Origin of the sequence: Sphingobacterium sp. UBA3549 (assembly GCF_002376635.1) — a bacterium.
Taxonomy (GTDB): domain Bacteria; phylum Bacteroidota; class Bacteroidia; order Sphingobacteriales; family Sphingobacteriaceae; genus Sphingobacterium.
The window spans coordinates 246365-269913 of record NZ_DFOE01000002.1 but is presented as its reverse complement, the minus strand read 5'-3'; the positions used below and the strand labels follow the sequence as shown (position 1 = coordinate 269913).

The window sequence follows — 23549 nt, the reverse complement described above, 5'->3', positions numbered from 1 at the left end:
CTATTGCTATATTTGGCGGCCATCTAGACCATCAGTTGGCATAGTCTTAACTCAATGGATGAAAAAGTATGCCTAAAACTATTTTAAAAAACCTGCAGATAGGTTTTGGAATATCGCTACTGTTGCTCTTAGCCAGCTCAACGGCTTCTTATGTCAGTATTCGTAAGCAGATTCATAATAGTGAGATGGTGGACCATAGCCGTCGGGTGATGAGCCGTGTTAATAAAATTCTACAGGATCTGCAGAATGCCGAGACGGGTCAGCGAGGTTATTTACTGACTGGGCTGGATAAGTTTTTAAATCCTTATCAAACTGGTCTTGAGTCGCTGCCTCAATCGCTAAGCCGTGCGCACGATTTGACAGCTGATAACCCCGATCAACAGCGGGTAATCGATACCTTGTCCACACTGGTAAGGTCTAGACTGACCAAACTTGAAAATCTGGTTACTATCAAAAGGCGGGGCGGAATGGTGACGGTTTCCCAACTCGAAGAAGGGAAATCCTATATGGATAGCTGTCGAATTTTAATTGGCCACATCATAGATAAAGAAGAATCCTTATTAAACAAGCGTTCAAATGAACTCGGACGATCTTCTGGCTATACATCTATTTTTGTGTTGCTGGCCGCAGCAGTTTCTTTGCTGATCACTGTCTTTTTTTACTTCCGTTTGCGGGCTGATTTCTTTAAGCGAGAACAGTTACAGCATGATCTGAAACGTAAAGATGAGGAGATCCAGCGGAGGCTCAGCATTACGCAGCGCATTGCCCGTGAAATCGCAGCGGGAAATTATGATATGCAGATACAGGATGCTGAACAGGATGACTTGGGAAGCTTGACGGGATCGCTCAATGAAATGGCTAGGTCACTAAAAATTTCTTTTGATGAACTCAATAACAATAATTGGCATCAAGCTGGATTAACGCAGCTGAGCAATCTTTTAATGGGCAATAAACTCCAAGAAGAGCTCACGGCCGTCACGTTACGACATCTAACGACGTATGGCAGTTGTGTCAATGGGGCCATTTATCTCATGGAGCAGGATCAGTTGATGTTAAGGGGATCTTATGGCCTTGAAGATCCGGAGCATAAACGCTTTGCTGCAGGGGATGGCATGGTAGGGCAGGTATTTAAAGATGGCCAGGAGAAATTATTCGAAAACCTCGAAGATGCACATTATGTCATCAGCTTTGCCACTGGAAAGGTACAGGTAAACAACCTTTTTATCCTTCCTATTTTTGATGGAAGCGAATGTATCGGTGTAATGGAGCTTGGCTCATTGCAGCCCTTTTCTTCGATACAGCTTGCGTTTTTTAGAGATGCGGTGCAAAAAGTGGGTGCTACACTCGCTGCATCGCAAGCGAGATTGGTTGTACAGAACTTGTTGGAAGAGACACAGGCGCAGACCGAAGAGCTGCAGGCGCAACATACTGAGTTGGAATCACTCAATTCTAGTCTAGAAATGCATACCTATAAATTACAGGCTTCTGAGGAAGAACTTCGTGTTCAGCAAGAAGAGTTGGTACAGTCTAACCGTGAGCTGGAAGAGCGTTCCAGGTTGTTGGAAGATAAAAATTTGGAAATAGCCGAACGTAACCAAGAAATTCAGAAGAAAGCGGCAGAGCTTGCACAGAGTACACGCTATAAGTCTGAATTTTTAGCTAATATGTCGCATGAACTGCGTACTCCGCTCAATTCAATTTTGCTGCTCTCTCGTCTGATGGCCGAAAATACGGACGGTAACCTCAATGACGAACAGATGGAATCGGCAGCCGTGATCCAGAGTTCGGGAAAGAGTCTGCTGACCCTGATAGACGAGATTTTGGATCTTTCTAAAATAGAATCCGGCAAAATGGATTTGGATGTACAGCCCGTATTTTTTGCGGATGTAATGCATGGTCTGTCGGCGATGTTCGGACCAATTGCTGCCGACAAGAAACTTGGATTGGAAATGAGCGTAGCGGAGCAATTGCCCGCTCAGATCGAAACAGATAAACAGCGGCTAGAACAGATTTTACGTAATCTACTCTCTAATGCTATTAAATTTACGGCATCGGGCAAAGTAACGCTACATATCGATCGGGAGCAGTCGCCCCGAAACGGGATTGTATTTGAAGTGCGCGATACCGGAATTGGAATACCAAAGGATAAGCAGCATCTAATATTTGAGGCTTTTCAACAAGCTGATGGCTCTACGCGCCGTAAATTTGGTGGTACAGGGCTGGGGCTTTCCATAAGCCGGGAATTGGCCCGCTTACTTGGCGGTGAAATCTTATTGAATAGTGAAGAAGGAGAAGGTAGTGTCTTTCAACTGATTATTCCCGAGCGCATTTCGGGCGAAAGTACATCCCTATTCGGCGCTGCGCAGACGTTGTTAGCAACCGACGGCGTGGAAATTTTACCTGTGGAGACTACATCTTTGGAACAAATTCCAACGGTACCAGCTTTACCTGCAGAAAAGACGTTGCAAATACCTATCCCAGCCGATATTCCGGACGATCGCGATAGTATCGTTCCTGGCGACCGCTTTATTTTGATCGTCGAGGATGATATCGAGTTTGCAAAGATTCTACTCAAATATACGCGCCAGCAAAACTATAAGGGGATTGTGGTGGTGCGTGGCGACATTGCTGCGGAAGTGGTAGCGCAATATATGCCGCTCGCGGTATTGCTGGATATTCAGCTGCCACTTAAAGATGGATGGCAAGTAATGGCTGAGATCAAGGAAAATCCCAAAACACGACATATTCCGGTGCATATCATGTCTTCTCTGCAGGTTAAAAGAGAGAGTCTGCTGCAGGGTGCTATCGATTTTATAAATAAACCTATGGCGTTGGAACAAATGGGTGATATGTTTCGCAGCATAGAGGATGCACTCACCAGACATCCTAAAAAGGTACTTATCGTCGAAGAAAACCCTAAGCATGCAGCAGCGCTATCTCTTTTTCTCGGGAGTTTTGACATTGTCTCTGAAATCAAAAGCAACGTGGAAGACAGCATTGCGGCGCTAAGCTCTGATACTGCAGACTGCGTTATACTCGATATGGGCGTTCCGGACCGGGTTGGATACGAGACATTGGAGGCTGTAAAACGCAACCAGGGTCTAGAAAAATTACCGATTATTGTGTTTACCGGTAAGAATCTATCGCAGGTGGAGGAAATGAAATTAAAACGTTATGCGGATACAATCGTCGTTAAAACCGCTAATTCCTATCAGCGCATATTGGATGAAGTAGGCTTATTTTTACATCTTGTAGAAGAAAACAAAGGCACTTCGGCGAAAGTTCCCGCTAGGCTCGGCTTTTTGGAAGATGTGTTGAAGGGTAAGAAGGTGCTTGTAGCGGATGACGACATCCGTAACATTTTCTCGCTCACCAAAGCGCTTGAGAAATATCAGATGACGGTTGTACCAGCAACGGATGGAAAGGATGCACTGAAACAGCTAGAAGAAAATGAAGATGTGGCTGTGATCCTGATGGATATGATGATGCCCGAAATGGATGGTTACGAAACGATTGCGTCGATTCGAAGTAATCTCCGTTATAAGGATATGCCGATCATCGCTGTTACTGCCAAATCAATGATGGGAGATAGGGAAAAATGTATCGCTGCAGGAGCGTCAGATTATATATCTAAACCGGTGGATATCGATCAACTCTTGTCCCTGCTACGGGTATGGATGTATGAATAGTTGTTGTAGTAAAATAAAAGGCAATAGATAAAAGAGCATGGACAAGAACAAAACCGTATTAATCATCGATGATGATCAAAACAATATATTTGCATTGAAATTGGCCCTAAAATCGAGAGGCTTTCAAGCCTTGGGTTGCCTGTCTGCGGAAGAGGGGCTTGCTCATCTGCGGGATCGTGCTGGCGTCGGTCTGGTGCTGATGGATATGATGATGCCCGAGATAGACGGATATGAAGCTACCCAGCTGATCCGCAAAACTTGGGATGCCCAAGAAATGCCGGTCATCGCAGTCACGGCGCAGGCGATGACTGGAGACCGTGAAAAGTGTCTGGCAGCGGGAGCCAATGGCTATATTTCAAAACCGATCGACATCGAACTTCTGGTGCGGTTAATGGGGGAAATTGCAAAATGATCAATGGCAAAAAAATTGTTAGCCAAGAGCAGGTGATGATATTGATGGAAGATGTGGAGCGTCGCTATGGTTACGATTTTACCCATTATACCATAGCGTCTTTATTGCGGCGGATCAACCAGCTGTGCCTACTGGATAATTTTGCTAGTTTTGCCGAATTGCGGTACCGTGTGTTACATGAACCCGAGTACATGCAACGATTTGTCGAAAAGATGACGGTCAACGTTACAGAAATGTTTCGCGATCCAAGCTTTTTTTTGCGTCTGCGGCATGAAATCCTACCCAAATTGGGCACTTCGCCCTTTATCCGAATTTGGATAGCGGGCTGTGCGACAGGGGAGGAAGCATATTCGTTGGCCATTTTGTTGCAGGAAGCCAAACTACTGCACAAATCACTGATTTATGCAACAGATATTAATCCTTCTGTTCTAGAGCAGGCTAAGCGGGCTGTTATACCCATGGCAAATCTAAAATCTTATGTGGAAAATTACCAGCTTTCGGGCGGAAAAGCGGACTTTTCCAGTTATTATACAGCCAATTATAAGTGGGTGAAGCTAACATCCAGCTTGCAGGAAAGGATTGTCTTTGCTTCACACAATCTGGTAAGTGATGCATCTTTCAATTCCTTTCAGCTGATTCTGTGCCGCAATGTACTCATCTATTTTGATACGCAACTGCAGGCTAAAGTCCTATCTTTATTTGATGAGAGTTTGGAGACTCTCGGATACCTAGCGTTGGGCAGTCAGGAAACGCTACGCTTCTCGGTGCTGGCACCAGATTATCAGCAAGTGGGTAATGAAAAAATATGGCGTAAGGTTAAATAAAATGGGTTCATATTTCATTGAACTATTTTTAAAAAATTAACTTATTAAAAAAAATAAAGTATCTTAGTGGGATTGGAGGAAAAATGACTAAAATTCTTTTAGTTGATGACCATCGGCTTGTAAGAAACGGGATACGATTGATCATTGATACCCACGACAAGCTTTCTGTGGTAGCGGAAGTAGATAGTGCAGAGGATGCATTAATGTACCTTGAAAACAATATCTTGCCGGATTTAGTTTTAACTGACCTGAATATGCAGGGTATGGATGGAATAACTTTCATCCGAATGGCCAAGAAGATCTATCCAGACGTCAGATTTGCGCTTTTGTCGATGGTGGAAGAACCGAATGAAGTGGCAGAAGCTTTTCGTAGCGGTGCAGATGGTTATCTGTCGAAGGGTGGCGATTATGATGAAATCTTATTTGGATTATTACGTTTGTCCCAAGGGCATAAATATCTGATGACCAATTTCGGTCTACGGTTTATGGAAAATTTTGACGTGGAGAGTAGTACCAGTGTCGATGTGGCTTCACGTCTTTCGCAATATGAAATCACGGAGCGGGAGTTTGCTGTACTTGAACTCATTGCTCAAGGCTTTACTGCTGTGGAAATTGCAGATAAGATCTTTTTGAGCAAACGGACTGTTGAAGGGCACCGTCAAAATCTCATGGATAAGACCAAAAGTAAAAATACAGCCGACCTGATCCGTTTTGCATTTCAGCAAAAGTTACTGAGTTAGTGGAGGTTTTTTTGGGGATGAAAAGGATGGCCTATGGCTTTATGGATAAGCCTTCTGGATGGGTCTCAATTGAAAGCAAAAGGTGGCTTCCATGAGTTGGAAGCCACCTTTATTATTGTCTTATGCGTGCTCGAGTGTAGCACTTTTATTTCAACTTTTTCAATTTTATCATTTTCGTTGACGCAGGTATTGTATAACGGTTAAATGAATCCTTACTGAAACCTTCTACTACGTAGTTGCTTTCGGGATTAACATTAAGCAAAATATTCGTAATCGGTTGCTGACTAGCGCTATTGAAGACCAGCGTGATGCTGCGGTCTTTTTGATCGTAGTGCAGTTCGGCAATCTCGCCGGCATCTGTTGTGAGCCAAAGATTCTCCTTGGCAAGGAACACGCGGCCTTTGGATGCTGTCGTTAGTGCAACTTTGACCAGCTGTTTTTCGGTTTTTAGATTACCGCTGAATGCCAGCCACCCAAATTCAGGGTGCTCCACTATATAGGTTCCCGAATTGACTGCATAGCCATAAAAACCGGTTCCGTAATCTCCGGAGATCCCGTCATTGGCCAAGGTGGATGGGTAGGAGTGGAATGCTCCGGGACCGAAGCCGTCGGCTGTGACATTGGCCAGCGCTCCCATCATGCCTGCATGTCCGATACGTAGCAAGTAGAAATCATCGGGATGGTCCCGATAAGCTGTCAGAACAGGTATGGAATTAAGCGCTGAACCGTAGTGATGTAGCTGACGCTCGATTCGTGAAAGCTTCCCACCATAAACAAAATCCCAGTAACGCCGCGCACTGCCGTTGTAACCCCAGTGTGGAACGGTAGGCATATAGGCGATAATAGCATTCAACGTCACCTGTGCTTTCTCATCAAAGCCAAAAAAGCGCGACCAAAGAAATACTTCTTCTTGACCCGTGGAATCCCAAGGCATTTCACTTCCGAACGGATAATTAAGAGTTTTCCAATGCTCTGCCCGCTTGCGCATAGCAGCTTCAAGGTTATTGGCCATCGTCGTCAATCCTTCTCGGCGAAGATCTTGTAAGACGATAAGGAAGATACTGCCTTCCATTTGGCCGAACTGGGCGTAGTAAGGTGCCTTTTCTACCATGGCGATACTCGTTTGGTAAGCCCGTTCGAGGTAAGTTTGCCAGCTTTCTTCATTCACTAAATTCGTATAGTTGCGGGCGAGTCTGTACATCACCCAGTGCGCTGCTGCCACATGAGGATAATTGTAGGAACGACCAATATCGTCGGCTTCTTTTTTCGGCCAGGCAGACCAGGTCTTCCAGTTTATGTCTGTACGATAGGTGCCAGCTGGCATGGAGTCGGGTTCATAATAAAATAGGCTTTTAACAACCCCATATTTTTTGTCTCCTTCTTTGTGCTGGATATGGCCATATAAGGTCTCATTGACAAATCGTTTCAATTTGGCTATTTCCTGTTGATCGGGCTGCAATACTTGTTTCATCAGTGCGGCAAGCCAGCTTGCCGCTCCAGCTTCGTCACTGAGACCAGCAAACCAGGCACTTCTATTTTGGGTGATGGGCTGCTGTTCCTCATAGTCGTATGATATGACAGCCGGGGAGCGGCCGAAGGGATCTTTGTCATTCTCATACCATTGTTTTGTGGTAAGGAAATGGCCGAGATCCTGAACCACTTCTTTTTCGGACTTGATTACTTTGTATTGGACTGTCTGCGTAATACCGTCCCGATAGTTGATTGTTAGTCTTGCACGTCCCCAACGGTTGCCTTTCACTTCATATTCGGTCCATTGCTGCGGTGTGTTTCCTTTTTTTGTCAAGGTTAATGCTCCTTCGGGATAAACACTGATACTTTTAATAGCTTTGTTGTGCTTGATAAAAAGTTTGGCCGGATTGTTCATCGGAACAAGATAGCCAGGTACGCCAATAGCTACAGGCCTGTTGTTCTTCACTAATTCCGACTCTATTTCCCGGATACTTGGGGCAAGGACAAATTTCAAGGCAAAGGTCTTTGATTCATGTGGTTTCAAGAACGTAGAAGTCGGTGTATTCCATTGTTCTACACCTTTCCATTCAGTCTCGGCATGAGCCTTACTGTGGATCAGCCATTCATGAAACCCCTCAAAAGTAATACTTCGGGGAGTAGGGTCTGTATTAAGCGGATTGTAGGCTTCAAATCCTGCATTTTTATAGGGCAATACCAGCAAACTTGGACCGTTGCCGTGCAGGCGGTTGACTTGCAGATATCCGGCATCTTTACCGATGTAGGGATCGAAAAAGACATTCTGGGCGTGTGCCTGATCGAGATTCTTCCAGTCCATGTTATTATTGAATGGGAGAGGGATACCCATTGATCCAATCTCGATCGCATAATCGTTGGGGTTTGTGAGTTCAAAACTCAAGATCAGATCACCATGGTCATCTTGCCAGTGACGGATCACTTTCAAAGGGATATGGTTAAGCGTGGGAGTGATATCTGCACTAGCGAGGTTGTTTTTCGCAGGAGGTATTGCGATGACATGCTTACGTTCGGCAGCTGATGAATAGGCCGTCCATGAGCTGTCTCCCTGACGACGCAAACGGATATTGATATCGCCGATATGAAAAAACTGATTGCGATCCCTTTTGTTTAGAAGTTCAACTGGCGTATAGTCAAAACCCTTTTCGCCGCTATTGGGTCGAAAGGAAGATAGTGTCTGCGATGCGTTGAGTATAGCCACATTGAGTTTTTTGAGGGTGAAGCTTTTTGCACCCTCTTCCAAGCCCAAAGTGGCTTGCTGTGCTTTTACTGCTTTCCATACCGGATGTTCATCCTGCTGGCTATACACGCTATTTGACAACTGTGTGCAGAAGAGCGCAAATAGGATCCAATAGCTTTTTTTTAGATTCATTTTAGACATTTTAGTAACCATTTTAAGACAGCGAAGGTCATTGCTCTTACAAAGATGGATGATTGTACCCTGTATTTATGGGTGAATTTTAACCTTAAATAGCCCATTCTTAACCGATTTGACTTCAAAATTTGGAATACCGCTGCTGATTTATAAATTTAATGTAAAATTGACATTTATCGTAGATTTTATTCGTGATAAAATCGATTGGTTGAGCTGTCAATTTTTGAACCAATAAACTTTGCGTTATGAGGATGAATTCTTTCTATTTTACGGTGCTGGCTATAATGTACTGGTCGTTGGGCAACAAGACGTTCGCGCAGTCGTTACAACCTTGGCAGCAACCGAATGTGTTGAATCCGCTACTGCCTGGATATTTCGCTGATCCGACGATTAAGAAAATTGCTGATACCTATTATATTTTTGCGACGACTGATGGGAATGGCTGGGGTGCGGGCCCGTCACAAGTATGGACATCGCAGGATTTAAGAAACTGGAAGATTCAACCGATGAACTGGCCCAATACACATTGGTACTGGGCGCCGGATATGACACAGGGATACGATGGCCGTTATTACCTCTATTATAGTCAGCCTGTTGAAATTTTTGGGGCGGTGGGCGACAGCCCAACGGGACCCTGGAAACCTTTAGTGCCTGACGGCAAATCGATGATCCCAAATTATATGATTCCGGGCGTGATTACCCTAGACGGGCAAACTTTTCGAGATGACGATGGCCGTATCTATATGTATTGGGGAACCTGGGGTATCTATCCCGATCATGGATGCGCTGTAGGGATACTCAATAACGATATGAAAACTTTCGAAAAGACAGCGTTGATCCCCAATACGGTGGCGAAGGACTTTTTTGAGGCTCCTTATATGTTTAAACGTAAGGGCATCTATTATCTGATGTACTCTTCCGGGCATTGTGAAGATGATAGCTACCGCGTACAATACGTTAAAAGTAAAGCAGGCCCTATGGGACCTTTTGAATATCCCTCTACCAATCCCATTTTGATCACCAATGAGGATGGTAGCATTCATGGCCCAGGACATCATAGTGTGCTGGAGCTAGACAACCGTTATTTTATTGTTTATCACAGACACAATAATCCGCATTCGGGAGGTGGTTTCCACCGTCAGGTGGCGATGGACGAAATTTTCTTTACGCCAGAGGGTGATATCGTTCCGGTGCGGCCTACACATACTGGCGTGCAGGATGTACTACCTTCTCAGGCAGAGCCGGTCGATTTGGCTTTTGGGAAAGCAGTGAGGGCATCCTCTTTCTACACTATGGATTTTAGACCCTCTTTCGTGGTAGATAATAATAATGGAACATTATGGCGGGCCAAGAACAACGAAGGACCGGCCTGGGTAGAAGTAGACTTGGGTAAGGTGGTGGATATACAGACAATAGCCATTCAATTTGAGTATCCGACTTATGCCTATCAGTACCGATTGGAGACTTCTGTCGACGGAATAAGCTGGACAAGTTATGTGGATCGTTCGGATAACAGCCGTTGGGCAAGTCCTATCGTTGAACATGGTAAAGCTTTGGGGCGATATGTTAGACTGCACATACTGAATACGCAATTGAATGGCCTTCCTCGTGGTCTGTGGAATATGAAGGTTTATACACAGCAGCTCGCTCAGGAGACATTGTGGTCGCCACCACAACACATGCCTGCTAAAGAAGTAACGCGAGGTGATCTGATCCATATTGATGCAGCGGATTACGAGGAGGGGCAACATGTGAAAAGTATTAAAAATAAGGGTTTGATAGGGGGAGTGTTTAGTTCTGAACAGGCACTGGCCGTTAAAAATTATCAGGGAAAGCGAGCCTTTTTCTTTAATGGAACCACCGCGCTGCGATCGAGTTTTGCCGTACCGCAGTCGCTGGAAGGGAACAGCTCGTTTAGCCTTGCGCTGTGGGTAAATAATCCTACGGTCGAAAGATTTGAACAGCTGCTCGCCTGGTCGTCGGGATCGCAGGACCTCAGTAAGGCGCTATTTGGTTATGGCAGCGATCCAAAACAGGGTGCCATCATTCATGGATCGTGGCCTGATATGGGGTATTCGTCTGTTCCAGAGGCAAATGCCTGGCATCACATTGTATTCTCATTCGATGGCTATCAAGAGTCTATTTATGTGGATGGAAAGCTGCAGCGTACGGAAAACAGAATGCTATTCGTTAATCCGGGAAGGTCTTTTGTTCTTGGGGCTTCAGACATACTCAATCAAAACTTTTCGGGTTATGTAGCGGGTTTGAAACTGTATAATACCGCCTTGGATGAGCAAACAGTAGTCAAGTTGGCAAATGTTGACCCGAAATGGCAATTTTTTGCGCTGCAAAGTGATGATTTGAACTTGGGTAAGCTCACTACCTTACGAAACCAGGGAACAGCAGCAGACACGTTGGTAACGCTTCAAGATGCGGAAGTCGTTGTGAAGGGGAACAGACTGTCAATAAAAGGAAACACCGTTGAAAGTAAGGCTTTGACAGCGATATTGCAGGAAAAAAACTATGCTTTGGACTTCGACTGGTACGATGGTACTGCGTGGCAACATGCTGTGATTACAGCTGATAATGGGAAGAAGAAATTCTATCATAATGGTAAATTTGAACAGCTGGGTCATTCAGACAAACTGCTGCGGATCATGAACAACGGTATCCAATTGACTTATCCCTTTCATTTCTTTCGTGCTTATCCACATCGCTTAACATCGGATGTAGTAAATAATAGGTTCAGTCAGTGGAAGGAAGGGTTGGCTAATGGTTTGGAAGGGTATGTTCCAAAGGTACTTTCGCCACCGCACTTTATCAATGGCAATCAGGTCTTTGTGCAGGTGGAAAAACAGCAAGGGCTTTGGTATCTGTTTCGGGGAGAAGGTGAACTATCGGGCTGGAAACAAGAGCCCTACCATCTTTTTAAATCGTCCAAAATTGAGAACGCCATCGAAGTGTTTGCCAAAGATGTCTTTGGACATGTGAGCAAGCCCACCCGACTGTCTGTTCGGGAGCTAAAGCCTAACTTGCTCCAGTTCTCACAACTACAGGGGGATACAGCCAAAAGTAAGAAGATCCCTTTTTGGGATGGATATGAAGCTATTGGTTGGAATGATAGTACACAGACTGGGGTTTCTTGGCAGAACAGCAGCTGGAGAATACAGTCCAAAGACACCAAGTGGGGTGACAAATTACATCCCGGCCCTTTTCTTTATAAAGAGGTGGAAGGTGATTTTACTGTGGAAGTCAAGGTAAGCGATGTAGCGGGATTGGCTCGTGGGATACGCACATCAAACGAAGCCGGTATTATGATTCAACCGGCGGACAGAAAGGATGTTTACATCAATCATTGTATTTTAACGGGATGGAACCTCGGCAATCTTTCGAGAAGCATTGGACCGCAAATTTTTCAGGAAGACAATACGGGCACGGGAATCAATTTTTCGCCTTATCTTCAGGTTCAAAAGGTGGGTGATTATTTCTTTTTACGTTCCTCAAAAGATGGTCTGGATTGGAAGGATTTACCGGGCACACCATTTGTACGAAATGATCTGAATGGTAAAAAGTTGCGCGTTGGACTGTATCAAATTGCAGGTAACAATGCGTTGGGCTATGTCGTATTTGATGCATTCCGGATATGGAAATAAATCTATTTCTAATTGTATTATGCGCATAATATGGTTTTATGCGCATAATGGCCTTTACCCAATAGCTAGAAAAAGTCTATTTCTCCTCAAAGATAGATTTGTACGGATTGGTCTGTTTTCCTCTAATGTTTTTAATCCCCTTACTGTTCAGCCATTCGGTAAACTGATCTGGATTTTCTGGGATAAACTGGATGACTTGACCATTTTTCAGGAGCAAGGAAAATATACCACAATTAGCAATGAATTTTGTGATCTCATCGGAACGGTGTTTCAATGGCGAAAAATAGTCCATAACGTTTGGCTCTTATTTTTAGTAGGTTGGATAAAATATCCAAAAACATCATTAAATGGTTAATTCAATAGATTGTATAAATCATATCAAAGATGCAAAAAAATATTTTATATTTCTTTAAATGATTAGAAATTATTGCACTATTTTTTTTTGGTATAGAATTGTTTTCGTTGAGCGATTGAATTTCCCTGTTTTGATACAAACACTTCGTAATCTTTTCTAAAAGAGCGTCATTTGTGCTATATGGCGCGATATTGAACCTCTTTATCGATCGCTTTGATCCTGTGTTTTAAACATTTTTACCCTTCTTTTAAATATTTGTTGCAAAGAGATTTTAATGAAAACAATAGTTTTGCTTTATAACCAACCGGCAAATAGCTAACTCATTTTACAAGGAATGAGCTGATAAAGGGAATAATGATTTTTTAAGCATACGTTTCCCACATATCGGGTGAGTATATACAATTTGAAAGTAAGTAATAACCAATTCATAGCAATAAATAACCAAGTACCTGCCTTAATAGGCAGCAAGAAATTTATATCAAGTAAGATTATGAACAGAAATTATGTGTCATCTTTCTTTTGTTTTTCCAAAGAGAGGAATAGGAAAGTGAAGTGGTTGTTAATAGCTTCCATGTTAATGTCCATTGGACGACTGTCTGCTCAAGAAAAAGTGATCCATGGGAAGATCATAAGTGATCAGGGAAAGCCCATTATCGGGGCATCGATCAGCGTGAAAGATAAAACACTCAGTACATCCACAAATGAGAAAGGCGAATTTGTGCTCAAGCTCAATCCGGGCGAGACTATTATTGTGTCCAATGTAGGTTATAAACTCGTCGAATATGTCATCGGTAACTCTTCAGAGGTGAGCATTCCACTTGTTGCCACAACCATTGCGGTGGATGAGGTTGTGGTGGTTGGATATGGTAAGCAGAAGAAGGTGGATCTAACATCTTCTATTGCGGTTGTCGATACTAAAGATCTTGTAAAAGTACCTGGAGGAACGATAGCCACGCTTCAGAGTGCTGTGCCCGGTGTGCAGGTAACCAATGGAGCTATCCGTATCCGTGGTGTAGGATCCATTAACGGAACCGATCCCCTCTATGTGGTAGACGGCATGATCGGCGGGGCAATGCCCGACGAGAATAATATTGCCAGCATTCAGGTGTTGAAGGATGCTGCATCTAGTGCCATTTATGGTGCCCGGGGTGCCAATGGCGTTATTTTGGTCACCACAAAACGGGGTAAAGCCGGAGATGTGAAGATTGATTACAATGCTTTCGCTGGCATCAAAAATATCTCTCATGATGTACCGCTATTAAACGGACAGCAGCTGGCGGAATTGATTAATGAGGAAATGTATAATAAAGATCCTTCACGTCAAGACTACCTGGCTGCGCTCGCTAAACCGACGGCCATTGGGGAAGGATATAACATGATGGATGAACTGTTGCAGACCGGCAATTACCAACGGCATAATCTTTCCCTTTCGGGTGGTTCTCAAAATGCCAATTTTCGGTTAAGTGGTATTTATGCTACAGATAAATCCATTATTATTCAAGATAAAAACAAGTATTATGGCGCCCAATTCATCTCTGATTTTACCAAAGGTAAACTTAAGATAGGGGAAACACTTTCCTTGGGCTATACCCGCCGGAACTGGAGTGATAAAAATATCATCGATGCGCAGAAGTGGTCTTCGACATTGCCGCTATATGATGCGAATAGCAGTACGGGATTTGCAGGAGCTGGCAACGGAACCGACGTGCAGAGTGCATTGGCAAATGCATACCTCAATAAAAACGTCAATGATAACTTTTCGGTAAACGGGAATGCCTGGGCTACCTATGAAATTATAAAAGGACTGGTCTATAAATTTAATATGGGAATAGACCTTAGCCGTGTGCGGAATGAGGGTTACATTGGCAACTACTCGGTCGGTCAATATCAAAACCATAGTCCTGATGAACTCAATATATCCAGTAGTCAGAATAACCGATGGTTATTTGAAAATACGCTGACTTATGAAAATAATTTTGGCAAACATGCCATTTCGGCTTTGGCAGGTATCACGTCGGAAGAATCCCGTTACAATGCGGTGAATGCCGGGGCCCGGGGCTTGCCAAGTCCAGATGTTTTGATTCTCAATTCGGCCTCCTTGGCGAGTTCCCGCCTTGTTGGGTCAGGCGTGGGGCAGTCGGCCATGTATTCTATGCTTGGACGTGTCAACTATAATTACGACAATCGATATCTCCTGACATTTAATATGCGACGGGATGGATCGGCCAACTTTAGCAACCAATATCGTTATGGAAATTTTCCTTCGGTATCTGCGGGATGGCGCATCAGTCAGGAATCATTTATGAAAGCATTTCCTGCAATCAGCGAATTGAAGCTCCGCGGTAGCTATGGACTTCTGGGTAATTCGGATATTGCACAATATCAATATCAACGGACGGTTAGTTTTGATCATGTGTGGTATTATCTCAACAATGTGATGGTGACTGGTGCTTTACCACAGACTCCTTCTAATCCGAATGTAAAGTGGGAAAGCCAGTACTCTACTGATATTGGTGTCGATTTGGAACTTTTTGATCATAAATTGGCTTTGACTGTCGACTATTACAATAAAAGGACTGAAGACATGCTGATCAATGTGCCTATTTCGTTCACTGCTGGGTATGGCAACAACTTTCCGGTGCTGAATGCCGGTAGCATACGGAACAGGGGCTGGGATGTCTTGGCATCGTATAAAGATCGAGCAGGCAATTTTAGCTATCAAATCGGAGCCAATATATCTTTTGTGAAAAACCGTGTGCTCAGCTTGGGCAACAATAATGAAATTTTGTGGGGAAGTATCTCGCCCGGTGGAGAAAATGTAACGAGGACAGCCGTTGGCCGTTCAGTGGGGGAATTTTGGGGCTACACAACCAACGGTTTATATACAAACCAAGCCCAATTAGAAGAAGATAAAGCTTTTGCGCCCAATGCAGCACTTGGGGATGTGCGGTTCAACGACCGAAATGGCGACAAGGTCTTAAATGATCAGGATAAGGGCTTTTTGGGAAGCCCAATACCCGATTTTAGCTATGGGTTCAATGCTGACGTGAGTTATAGCAGTGCTATCGGGATTTTTGATTTGTCGATGATGTGGCAGGGAAGTCAAGGGAACGATATCTACAACAATAGCCGCTATTGGGGCGAGGGAATGTACCATTACTATAACAATTTTGCTTCTACGCTGGATCGCTACCGTGCGGAGGAACTTATCTTCAAAAATCCAGTATCCGGTGAAACGACAGTGTATCCCAAAAATACAGATACCGATATTCCACGTGCGGTGCTTGGTGATCCTAATCAGAATTTAAGGGCTTCGAGCAGGTTTGTTGAGGATGGTTCTTATCTGCGGCTCAAAGTCGTCAATATTGGTTACAGTTTTTCTAGCCCAACGCTTGAACGCTGGAAGATCGACCGATTACGGTTTTATGTCGGCGCAAAAAACCTGCTGACCTTTACCAAATATTCGGGGTATGATCCTGAAGTGGGGTCGGGCGATACACGCTCCAATTTGAGCCGTGGAATTGATGGGCAAACGCCATGGGGACTAAGCTTCCCAAATTCTAGAGAGTATTTTATGGGTATTCAATTTACATTCTAACCACGATATGGACATCATAAATAGACACTATATAAAACTTGCTGCTGCTGCTCTGCTGTTACAGTTTTCGAGTTGTAAACCAAATTTGGATCTCTCCAATCCGCAGGAATTGTCGACAGACACCTATTATAAGACAGCAGATCAATTGGAGAATTCGGTTATACCTGCATATCAGGCGTTGATCGGGCGTACGCAGGGTGGATATGCCCGTAGTTTGTATTTTGAGCTTTTGGCTCCTGGAGATGATTACAACCACACGTTTAAGTGGGAGCCTATGTATCAGGATAGCTACAATACGCCTGCGAGCGATGGGATGACAGCTCAGACCTGGCGAGATTTTTGGAACGGGGTATTTGCAGCTAATTTAGCTATCGACCGTATTCAGAAATTTGAGGGCGAAATAGACCAGAATAGAAAAAATAGACTGCTGGGGGAAGCGTATTTTCTGCGAGGTTTGAATTATCTGCATCTGGGCATGTTGTTTGGAGAAACCATTCCGCTAATGAGTAAACCTGTTGAAACAAATGAAGATTATTATCCAGGCAATGCATCGGCGGGAGCCGTTTATGCGCAGATCGTGGATGATTTCAAGAAGGCATCGGAATTGTTGCCAACACGGGCAGCACTTTATGCCGACAGTAAAATGATCGGTAGAGCAACAAAGGGTGCTGCTCAAGCTTATCTCGCCAAAACTTACCTTTATAAACCCATTTTGGCCAAAGGACAGGCGGCGGATTTTGCAAATGCTGAGATTCAATTAAAAAGTGTTATTGATAGTAAGGAGTACCAGTTGATGTCCTCGTACAGGGACAATTTCTTGGAGACAAAAGAGAATAATCAGGAGTCTGTTTTTGAAGTGCAGCTTTATAATGGCCCGGGTTGGCTAGGTGACGATATATCGAGTTCGTGGCGATGGCAGGAAATCGGCATGTTTGACGGTACTGGTGGCGCTTGGTGGAATCTCGCTCCCAATAAAATGGCGCATGATCAATTTGAGGACGGCGATCCTAGAAAGTTCATGACTTTATGGTGTGAGAATGGTGCGAATTTTACGCAATTGGATGGTAAGGTCACCACTTATACGGACTGGATGAAGAATTTGGCGACTAATAAGGATTTATATGGTACAAGAAAATATTGTCCTGATGTTCAAATAGCGGATTTCGATAATGGTAATAACGACCGCATTTTTCGGTATAGTGATGTGCTGCTTCTTTATGCGGAGTGCCTCAACGAGCGGGGGGATGTCACCGGAGCCAAGCAATACATCAACCTGGTTAGGAAGCGTGCCAATAATATCGTTCCTGATGAACAGCCGCATCTTTGGTATCAAAAATCGAATGGAACAATTCCTGACGTAGACGGATTGCTTGCGCAGGGTTTAGTAAAAAACGGTGTTTCATTGAATACCGTCAAAAATATTATCGTTCATGAGCGATTTGTCGAATTCCTTGGTGAATATCAACGGTATTTCGACTTGTTGCGGTGGGGAATGGCTGATCCTGTCTGGTTGGAGCCGTTGAAGAAAGGGGGCTGGTCGCCGAAAGCCATGTATTATCCTTTCCCTCAAGCTGAACTGGATAATAATAAAAATTTAAAAGGTAATGAGATGAACAATTGATCTGAGAAAGTTATTGGTTATTTATTCATAGTTAGTGTTAGGTGGGGGTGCCCTTTTTAGGGCACCTTTTTTATTGCCTAACGGCACAAAAAAAGGTGTCTGTGTCGATATTGTATTAGTATTCATCGATTATGTAGTTTCTTTGTTGGTTCAATTCAGGTATTTTTGATATTCAAGAAGATAACAGATTATAAACCAAATGCCTTTGTCGAACATCTTTAGGTGAGGCATTTCGCAGATCATCATATCATGGACAGAAGAACAGCAATTAAGTTTCTCGGTGCAACTATTCCGACCCTTTTCCTTGGTAAATTCAGCGCGGCACATGCGTACCTCGGAAAAGCTCCTTTTCACCCCGACTGGCGTTCGCTAGAAAGCTATCAGGTTCCTAATTGGTTTAGGGATGCTAAATTTGGTATATGGGCACATTGGGGGCCACAGTGTGAGCCGGAAAGGGGAGATTGGTATGCGCGAGGCATGTATCAGGAAGGTTCGGATCAATATACATACCATGTTCAAAAATATGGGCATCCTTCCATTTTTGGGTTTAAGGATGTTATTCATCAGTGGAAAGCTGAAAATTGGAATCCTGAAGAATTGATGGAATTGTACAAAAATGCTGGAGCCCAATATTTTATGGCGCTAGCGAATCATCATGATAATCTGGACCTTTACCGCAGCAGCCACCATAACTGGAACAGCGTCAATGTTGGCCCTAAAAAAGATATTGTAGGCGGTTGGGAAAGTGCAGCAAAGAAAAGAGGGCTTAAATTTGGCGTGAGCGTTCATGCAGCACATGCTTGGACCTGGTATGAAACGGCTCAGCGAAGTGACAAAGAAGGAAAGTTTGCCGGAGTTCCTTATGATGGTAAATTGACAAAAAAAGATGGTGTAGGGACATGGTGGGCAGACTACGACCCTCAGGAGCTTTACGCGCAGGAGCATGAACTTAGTTTGGATAGCAAAGACGATCATACCGTCCATCGGCAATGGCATTGGGATGTCGACTCTGGCGTGAGTGTGCCTAATAAAGCATACTGTGAAAATTTTAAAGCGCGGACGATGGAATTGATCCATAATTACAATCCTGATATCGTTTATTTCGACGATACGGTGCTACCGCTTTATCCAATAAGTAATGTTGGACTGGAGATTGCCGCCGATTTTTATAATAAGAGCATGCAGGAAAATAATGGTAAAGTTGATGTAGTCATTAATGGGAAGATCCTGAATGAAAAGCAACGTAAATGCTTGGTATGGGATATCGAACGGGGGCAAAGCAATACCATTGAACCGCAGCCATGGCAGACCTGTACTTGTATAGGCTCTTGGCATTACGACCGTCGTATTTATGATAATAATCACTATAAATCTGCTAAAACTGTGGTCCACATGTTGATTGATGTGGTCAGTAAAAATGGTAATTTATTATTAAGTGTACCTTTGCGGGGAGATGGTTCCATTGACGAGAAAGCGAAGGCGGTGGTACAAGGAATAGGAAACTGGATGGCTGTTCATCAGGAAGCCATCATTGGAACGAGACCATGGCTTATCTTTGGGGAGGGACCTGCACAGGAGGAGGCTCCGTCATTGAGTGTTCAGGGTTTCAATGAAGGGAAAGGAAAAGCTTTTACCAGCGATGACGTCCGTTTTACCACGAAGGGGAATGTCTTGTATGCCTTTATTATGGGGATGCCGACCGAAAAGCAAATCAAAATTAAGTCTTTAGGCCGTTCGGCCCCGAATTCGAGAAAAGTAAGGCGGATACAGCTGCTCGGGAGTGATGATCGTATTTCCTATCAGCAACTCGACAATGTTCTTCAGGTCTCCTTACCGGAGAGCTTCGCTCAAAACAACATTGCGATGGTATTAAAAATAACGTAAAGTTTTGATTTTTTCTGTTGCTACAGCATGTGTTGGATGCTGGATAAAAACGCTATAATTGTATCTCGCGGGATAGCAAGGCAGGCGGTATGACTAAAGCGCGCAATGTTGAAGCCTATGAAGTTACCGTTGCTATCGATCATCGGACTCCCGCATTCGTCGGAATGGATACGAGAATCGTGGATAAATACTCGCGGAAAATTATCCCTTCGCAATGACTTCCCTTGCGGAATGTTGTTTGCGGGATGCGGGTTTTCCCGAAGGTTCCATTTGGAAAGAATAAGTTTCGTTTGCAGCTCGTTCACGCCACGTCGGAAGCGAACTTCGAGTGTATCACCTGCATAAAATTGTTGCATCGCCGCGTTGATTTTAGCGGCGCTCGCCACATCATGTTCGTTTAATGCGATTATTCCATCGCCAGGATGAAGTCCAGCTCGGTCTGCAGCACCCATGCTATCTACTTGTGTTAAGGTTGGAAGGCCTTGAACTTCTTGCATCTGTGCATCGAAAGTTCCGGGGATGGAAATTCTTGGAAATCTTTGGGGCAACATGCCGAGGACGCCGGTTTTACGCTGACTGGCCGAAAGTAGCGACCACAACTTTATTCCGAGTAAGGAATCAGGAATGCCTTGTGCGGTAGTCTTGGTTATTGTGAAAGCGGGAAATTTATGGTCACTGACCAGCGCTATAAGGTCGTTTTTGTCATCTCTAAGCAGGATCTTCAAGGCATAGGCCTTGTCTCCATATTTGATAATTGGCGCTTCGCCGACCTGACTGCTTTTGGATAAAATTACCTGTTTATTGTTTGTCAGGTTAAAAGCAGTGCCTAAAATATGCAGGCTATCTCCACCTAATGTACTACTGATCGAAATGGACTGAAATTTTGTTTTTGGAGGTTTTACTGTTTTTTCTAATCCTAATGCCATGAGTTTCACCGCTAAAGGATCACTGTCCATTGAATCGTTCGCCGCGGGGTAACTATGGATCGCTGCTGGCTGGGTCAATGATCGCCAGTATCTGCGGTAGCTGTTTACGGGAACTTCGAAATTGGTGCCTTCAGGAGCATCAATGCGGCTATGAAGACCAATTACGCGCCCTAGCGTATCAAATAAGGGACCGCCAGAATCACCTGGTTCCATAATACTACTGCTTTGAATAAAACCATATTCATCCATTTTTTTTAGAATGCGTCCAGCACGGAGAAAGGGAATATTGAAAGGTAGTGTTTCCGGATACGATAGTCCAAAGCAGCGTTGGTTTTCAATGATGGATGAGGACCTGCCCATTTCTGCAAAAGGCAAGGGGCCTTCGCCCTGCATTTTCATCATGGCAATATCGGGCAAGTTATGCTGTTGGTCGACGACCAATCTTCCGAGCGCCTTAGCAATACCTTGGCTGCCATCGGAAAAAATAACTTGATAATAATTGCCGGGCTTTGTGGCATGTGCCACAGTGAGGATAAAGCCATCTGAGCGTACAATGACACCACTGAAAGGCGCACTATTTTGTTGGCGGCTTACACTGTCGATACCAAATAGTTTTATGGAAGCCGCTAGGGCACGTTCAATAATAGCCCTCGGTATTTCGCGGTTGGCGGTATGCCTTTCCTGTGCTGGGCAGTAGGTGAAAAATGTGGTGAGACACAGGATTTTCCAGATCATAAAATATCGGAGCATGCTATTTTCAGGAAATTTTCTGGCGGAACGTGTCATACTACAAAGAAGCTGATTTAACGGTTTAGGTTTGGCTTTGAAAAGCATAGCTCAAAGGTAGCGGATTTGTGAGCCAAAAAACAAGAGTAAGGATACAGTTCTGAATAAATTACTGACTTTAACTGATTTTCAAAGCAGTTTGCTGAAAAATTTATGGCTGAATTACTAAAATTATGAAAAACTCAATTATCTTTATCCACGAAAAGATATACCGCTAGCTAAACGAATCTACCCATGAATTATACGAGCGAAAAAGAACTGCTTGAAGCTTTCCTAAAGGGAGAGGAGCAGGCTTGTGCGCATGTTTATAATCGTTATTTCAGCCGTATCTGTTTATATGCATCAAGCTTTGTGGATGAAAGCAGAGAAGCTCAAGATATTGCCGAAGAGGGCTTTATTCGCTTGTGGGAAAGTGGACGACGCTATGAGAGCTTGTCACATCTGAAGGCAGCACTCTATCAGGCTACCCGGCACGTTGGGATCAATCATCAGACCGCCCGGAGCAGAAGATTGAATCGGGTGGATAGTTATATGGCGCAGCAGGAACAGCATCAGAAATCCTATCTGCATGAAATAGTTTATACTGAAGCGATGGCCGAGCTTTATGAAGCTATTCAGAAGCTTCCACCCAAAGCTCGCGAAATTATACAGTTGAGCTATCTCGAAGGCAACAGCAACCAGCAAATTGCGGATCTACTGCAGTTAAGTATCCAAACGGTAAAAAATCAAAAATTACGTGCTCTAAGCCTTTTACGCCAACATTTGAAGCGCGATTCTTTTAATTATCTACTCTCATTGATCGTTCTTTTTGGAAAAATTTAATTTTTTTTCAGTTGTCTTTGGTACTTTTTTAAATCGGTGTGGTATCTATAGATGAAATAGCTCAAAATGGATCCTAAAGAAGAAGAAAAACTTATCCTTATCAGTTCGCTTGTACTGCGTGAAATGCGGGGAACGCTCAGTGGCGAAGACCGTCTTTTTTTGGAGAGCTGGCTGCAAGAATCGATATGGAACCAACAGGTCTATCAACGTTGCCTGGATGAGGCACAACAACGTGAGGGGTATGCCCGTCTGGCGCATTTTGATAAGCAACATAATTTCGAGTCGCTAAAGACTAAAATTTCGTTCCATTCTTCAAAGGAAAGAGTTGGACTCGTGAAGCGTCTATGGCCTTACGTCGCTGTCGCGAGCGTGCTTTTGGCACTGTCTGTCGTCTGGTATTGGTTTCAGGACAACGGTCATCCGGTTGAAACGCAGCGCACAGTTGCAATTGACCGGCTTCCAGCCTCACATCAGGCTATCATTACACTTTCGGACGGTAGACGGTATGCATTGAATAAAGATGAAAAACAAGTGGTTATCAATGGGGGTAATATACGCTATGACGACGGTCATGAAGTAGCCTCGATCGATGCGGCGGTGTCTGCCAAAATAGAAACTCCTCGTGGTGGTACCTATGATGTCACTTTGCCCGACGGCACGCGGGTTAAGCTGAATGCCGGAACGATACTTTCTTATCCAACGGAGTTTGCAAAGGACAAACGCGAGGTCAGTCTCCAAGGCGAGGCATTTTTTGAAGTTGCCAAAAGAAAAGATCAGCCTTTTATAGTCCATACCAAAAATCAGCAGGTACAAGTATTTGGAACGCAGTTTAATATTAACGCGTATCCGACATCAACCCAAATTAAAACAACTCTGCTAGAGGGTAGCGTACAGGTAAAGGAACTGATCAAAGGCCAAAAAGTAAACTTGCTGCCTGGAAATCAGTCGGTCAACACTGGAACGCAGCTGATCAAACAATCCGTAAACGTACAGCAGGAAATCGCCTGGGTATACGGCAAATTTAATTTTGATGGAAAGTCACTTCGGCAGGTCATGGATGAACTGTCCCAATGGTATGCGGTTGATGTGGTTTATAAGGGCGATGTGCCTGATGTTTCCTTCTTTGGAGGAACATTCAGAACGAGCAAGTTATCAACCATCCTCAATATATTAAAAGATCAGGATCTGTCGTATCATCTGACGGACGATGGGAAACTCATCATTGAACATAATGATTCTAAAGCACAGAAAGGAGGCCATTAGAGAACAGAGAATTATACTTGACCACACAACATAAATTAACAATTTGGACAGTTAATCCACTTAGCTAATCAGTGGATTCTGCAATCTAACCTAACTAA

The 23549-nt window shown here is 44.0% G+C and carries 13 protein-coding genes; 10 read left to right on the top strand and 3 right to left on the bottom strand.

What is annotated here, in order from left to right:
- Positions 1 to 68 precede the first annotated feature (68 nt).
- From B2W36_RS01975 to B2W36_RS01960, 4 genes are all read left to right on the top strand, one after another.
- On the top strand, positions 69 to 3689 hold the full coding sequence (locus B2W36_RS01975; RefSeq protein ID WP_293886278.1) for a response regulator: 3621 nt from the start codon (positions 69 to 71) through the stop codon (positions 3687 to 3689).
- A 37-nt stretch (positions 3690 to 3726) separates the two neighbouring features.
- Positions 3727 to 4101, top strand: coding sequence for a response regulator (locus tag B2W36_RS01970; protein ID WP_293886277.1), 375 nt, complete (start codon positions 3727 to 3729; stop codon positions 4099 to 4101).
- Positions 4098 to 4925, top strand: coding sequence for a CheR family methyltransferase (locus B2W36_RS01965; protein WP_293886276.1), 828 nt, complete (start codon positions 4098 to 4100; stop codon positions 4923 to 4925). Before B2W36_RS01970 ends, B2W36_RS01965 begins: the two co-directional genes overlap by 4 nt.
- Positions 4926 to 5008: 83 nt before the next feature.
- Positions 5009 to 5665, top strand: coding sequence for a response regulator transcription factor (locus B2W36_RS01960; protein WP_209575022.1), 657 nt, complete (start codon positions 5009 to 5011; stop codon positions 5663 to 5665).
- 145 nt (positions 5666 to 5810) lie between these two features.
- On the opposite strand, the gene B2W36_RS01955 is transcribed toward B2W36_RS01960, so the two are convergent.
- Positions 5811 to 8540, bottom strand: coding sequence for a DUF5695 domain-containing protein (locus B2W36_RS01955; protein ID WP_293884956.1), 2730 nt, complete (start codon positions 8538 to 8540; stop codon positions 5811 to 5813).
- A gap of 248 nt (positions 8541 to 8788) precedes the next feature.
- Between B2W36_RS01955 and B2W36_RS01950 the strand changes: the two genes are divergently transcribed.
- The gene (locus tag B2W36_RS01950; RefSeq protein ID WP_293886275.1) at positions 8789 to 12196 is read left to right on the top strand and encodes a family 43 glycosylhydrolase; all 3408 of its coding nucleotides are present in this window, start codon (positions 8789 to 8791) and stop codon (positions 12194 to 12196) included.
- Between the two features lie 76 nt (positions 12197 to 12272).
- On the opposite strand, the gene B2W36_RS01945 is transcribed toward B2W36_RS01950, so the two are convergent.
- Positions 12273 to 12488, bottom strand: a complete 216-nt coding sequence (locus tag B2W36_RS01945; protein WP_293886274.1) for a hypothetical protein — start codon at positions 12486 to 12488, stop codon at positions 12273 to 12275.
- Between the two features lie 553 nt (positions 12489 to 13041).
- Here B2W36_RS01945 and B2W36_RS01940 point away from each other — a divergent pair.
- The 3 genes from B2W36_RS01940 to B2W36_RS01930 all read left to right on the top strand — a co-directional run bounded on the left by B2W36_RS01940 (position 13042) and on the right by B2W36_RS01930 (position 19654).
- Positions 13042 to 16149, top strand: a complete 3108-nt coding sequence (locus B2W36_RS01940) for a SusC/RagA family TonB-linked outer membrane protein (protein WP_293886273.1) — start codon at positions 13042 to 13044, stop codon at positions 16147 to 16149.
- Positions 16150 to 16156: 7 nt separating this feature from the next.
- Complete coding sequence (locus B2W36_RS01935; protein ID WP_293886272.1) at positions 16157 to 17770, top strand: RagB/SusD family nutrient uptake outer membrane protein; 1614 nt, start codon at positions 16157 to 16159, stop codon at positions 17768 to 17770.
- A gap of 249 nt (positions 17771 to 18019) precedes the next feature.
- A complete protein-coding gene (locus tag B2W36_RS01930) occupies positions 18020 to 19654 on the top strand; it encodes an alpha-L-fucosidase (protein ID WP_293886271.1) in 1635 nt (544 codons plus the stop codon).
- A gap of 20 nt (positions 19655 to 19674) precedes the next feature.
- Here B2W36_RS01930 and B2W36_RS01925 read toward each other — a convergent pair whose 3' ends face one another.
- Positions 19675 to 21366, bottom strand: coding sequence for a trypsin-like peptidase domain-containing protein (locus B2W36_RS01925; RefSeq protein WP_293886270.1), 1692 nt, complete (start codon positions 21364 to 21366; stop codon positions 19675 to 19677).
- A 234-nt stretch (positions 21367 to 21600) separates the two neighbouring features.
- Between B2W36_RS01925 and B2W36_RS01920 the strand changes: the two genes are divergently transcribed.
- Together B2W36_RS01920 and B2W36_RS01915 are read left to right on the top strand one after the other, a co-directional pair.
- Positions 21601 to 22188 carry an RNA polymerase sigma factor gene (locus B2W36_RS01920; RefSeq protein WP_293886269.1) on the top strand — a complete coding sequence of 196 codons (588 nt, stop codon included), beginning with the start codon at positions 21601 to 21603 and terminating at the stop codon, positions 22186 to 22188.
- A gap of 66 nt (positions 22189 to 22254) precedes the next feature.
- Positions 22255 to 23451 (top strand): FecR family protein, encoded by a 1197-nt coding sequence (locus B2W36_RS01915; protein ID WP_293884964.1) that lies wholly within the window; start codon positions 22255 to 22257, stop codon positions 23449 to 23451.
- Positions 23452 to 23549 lie beyond the last annotated feature (98 nt).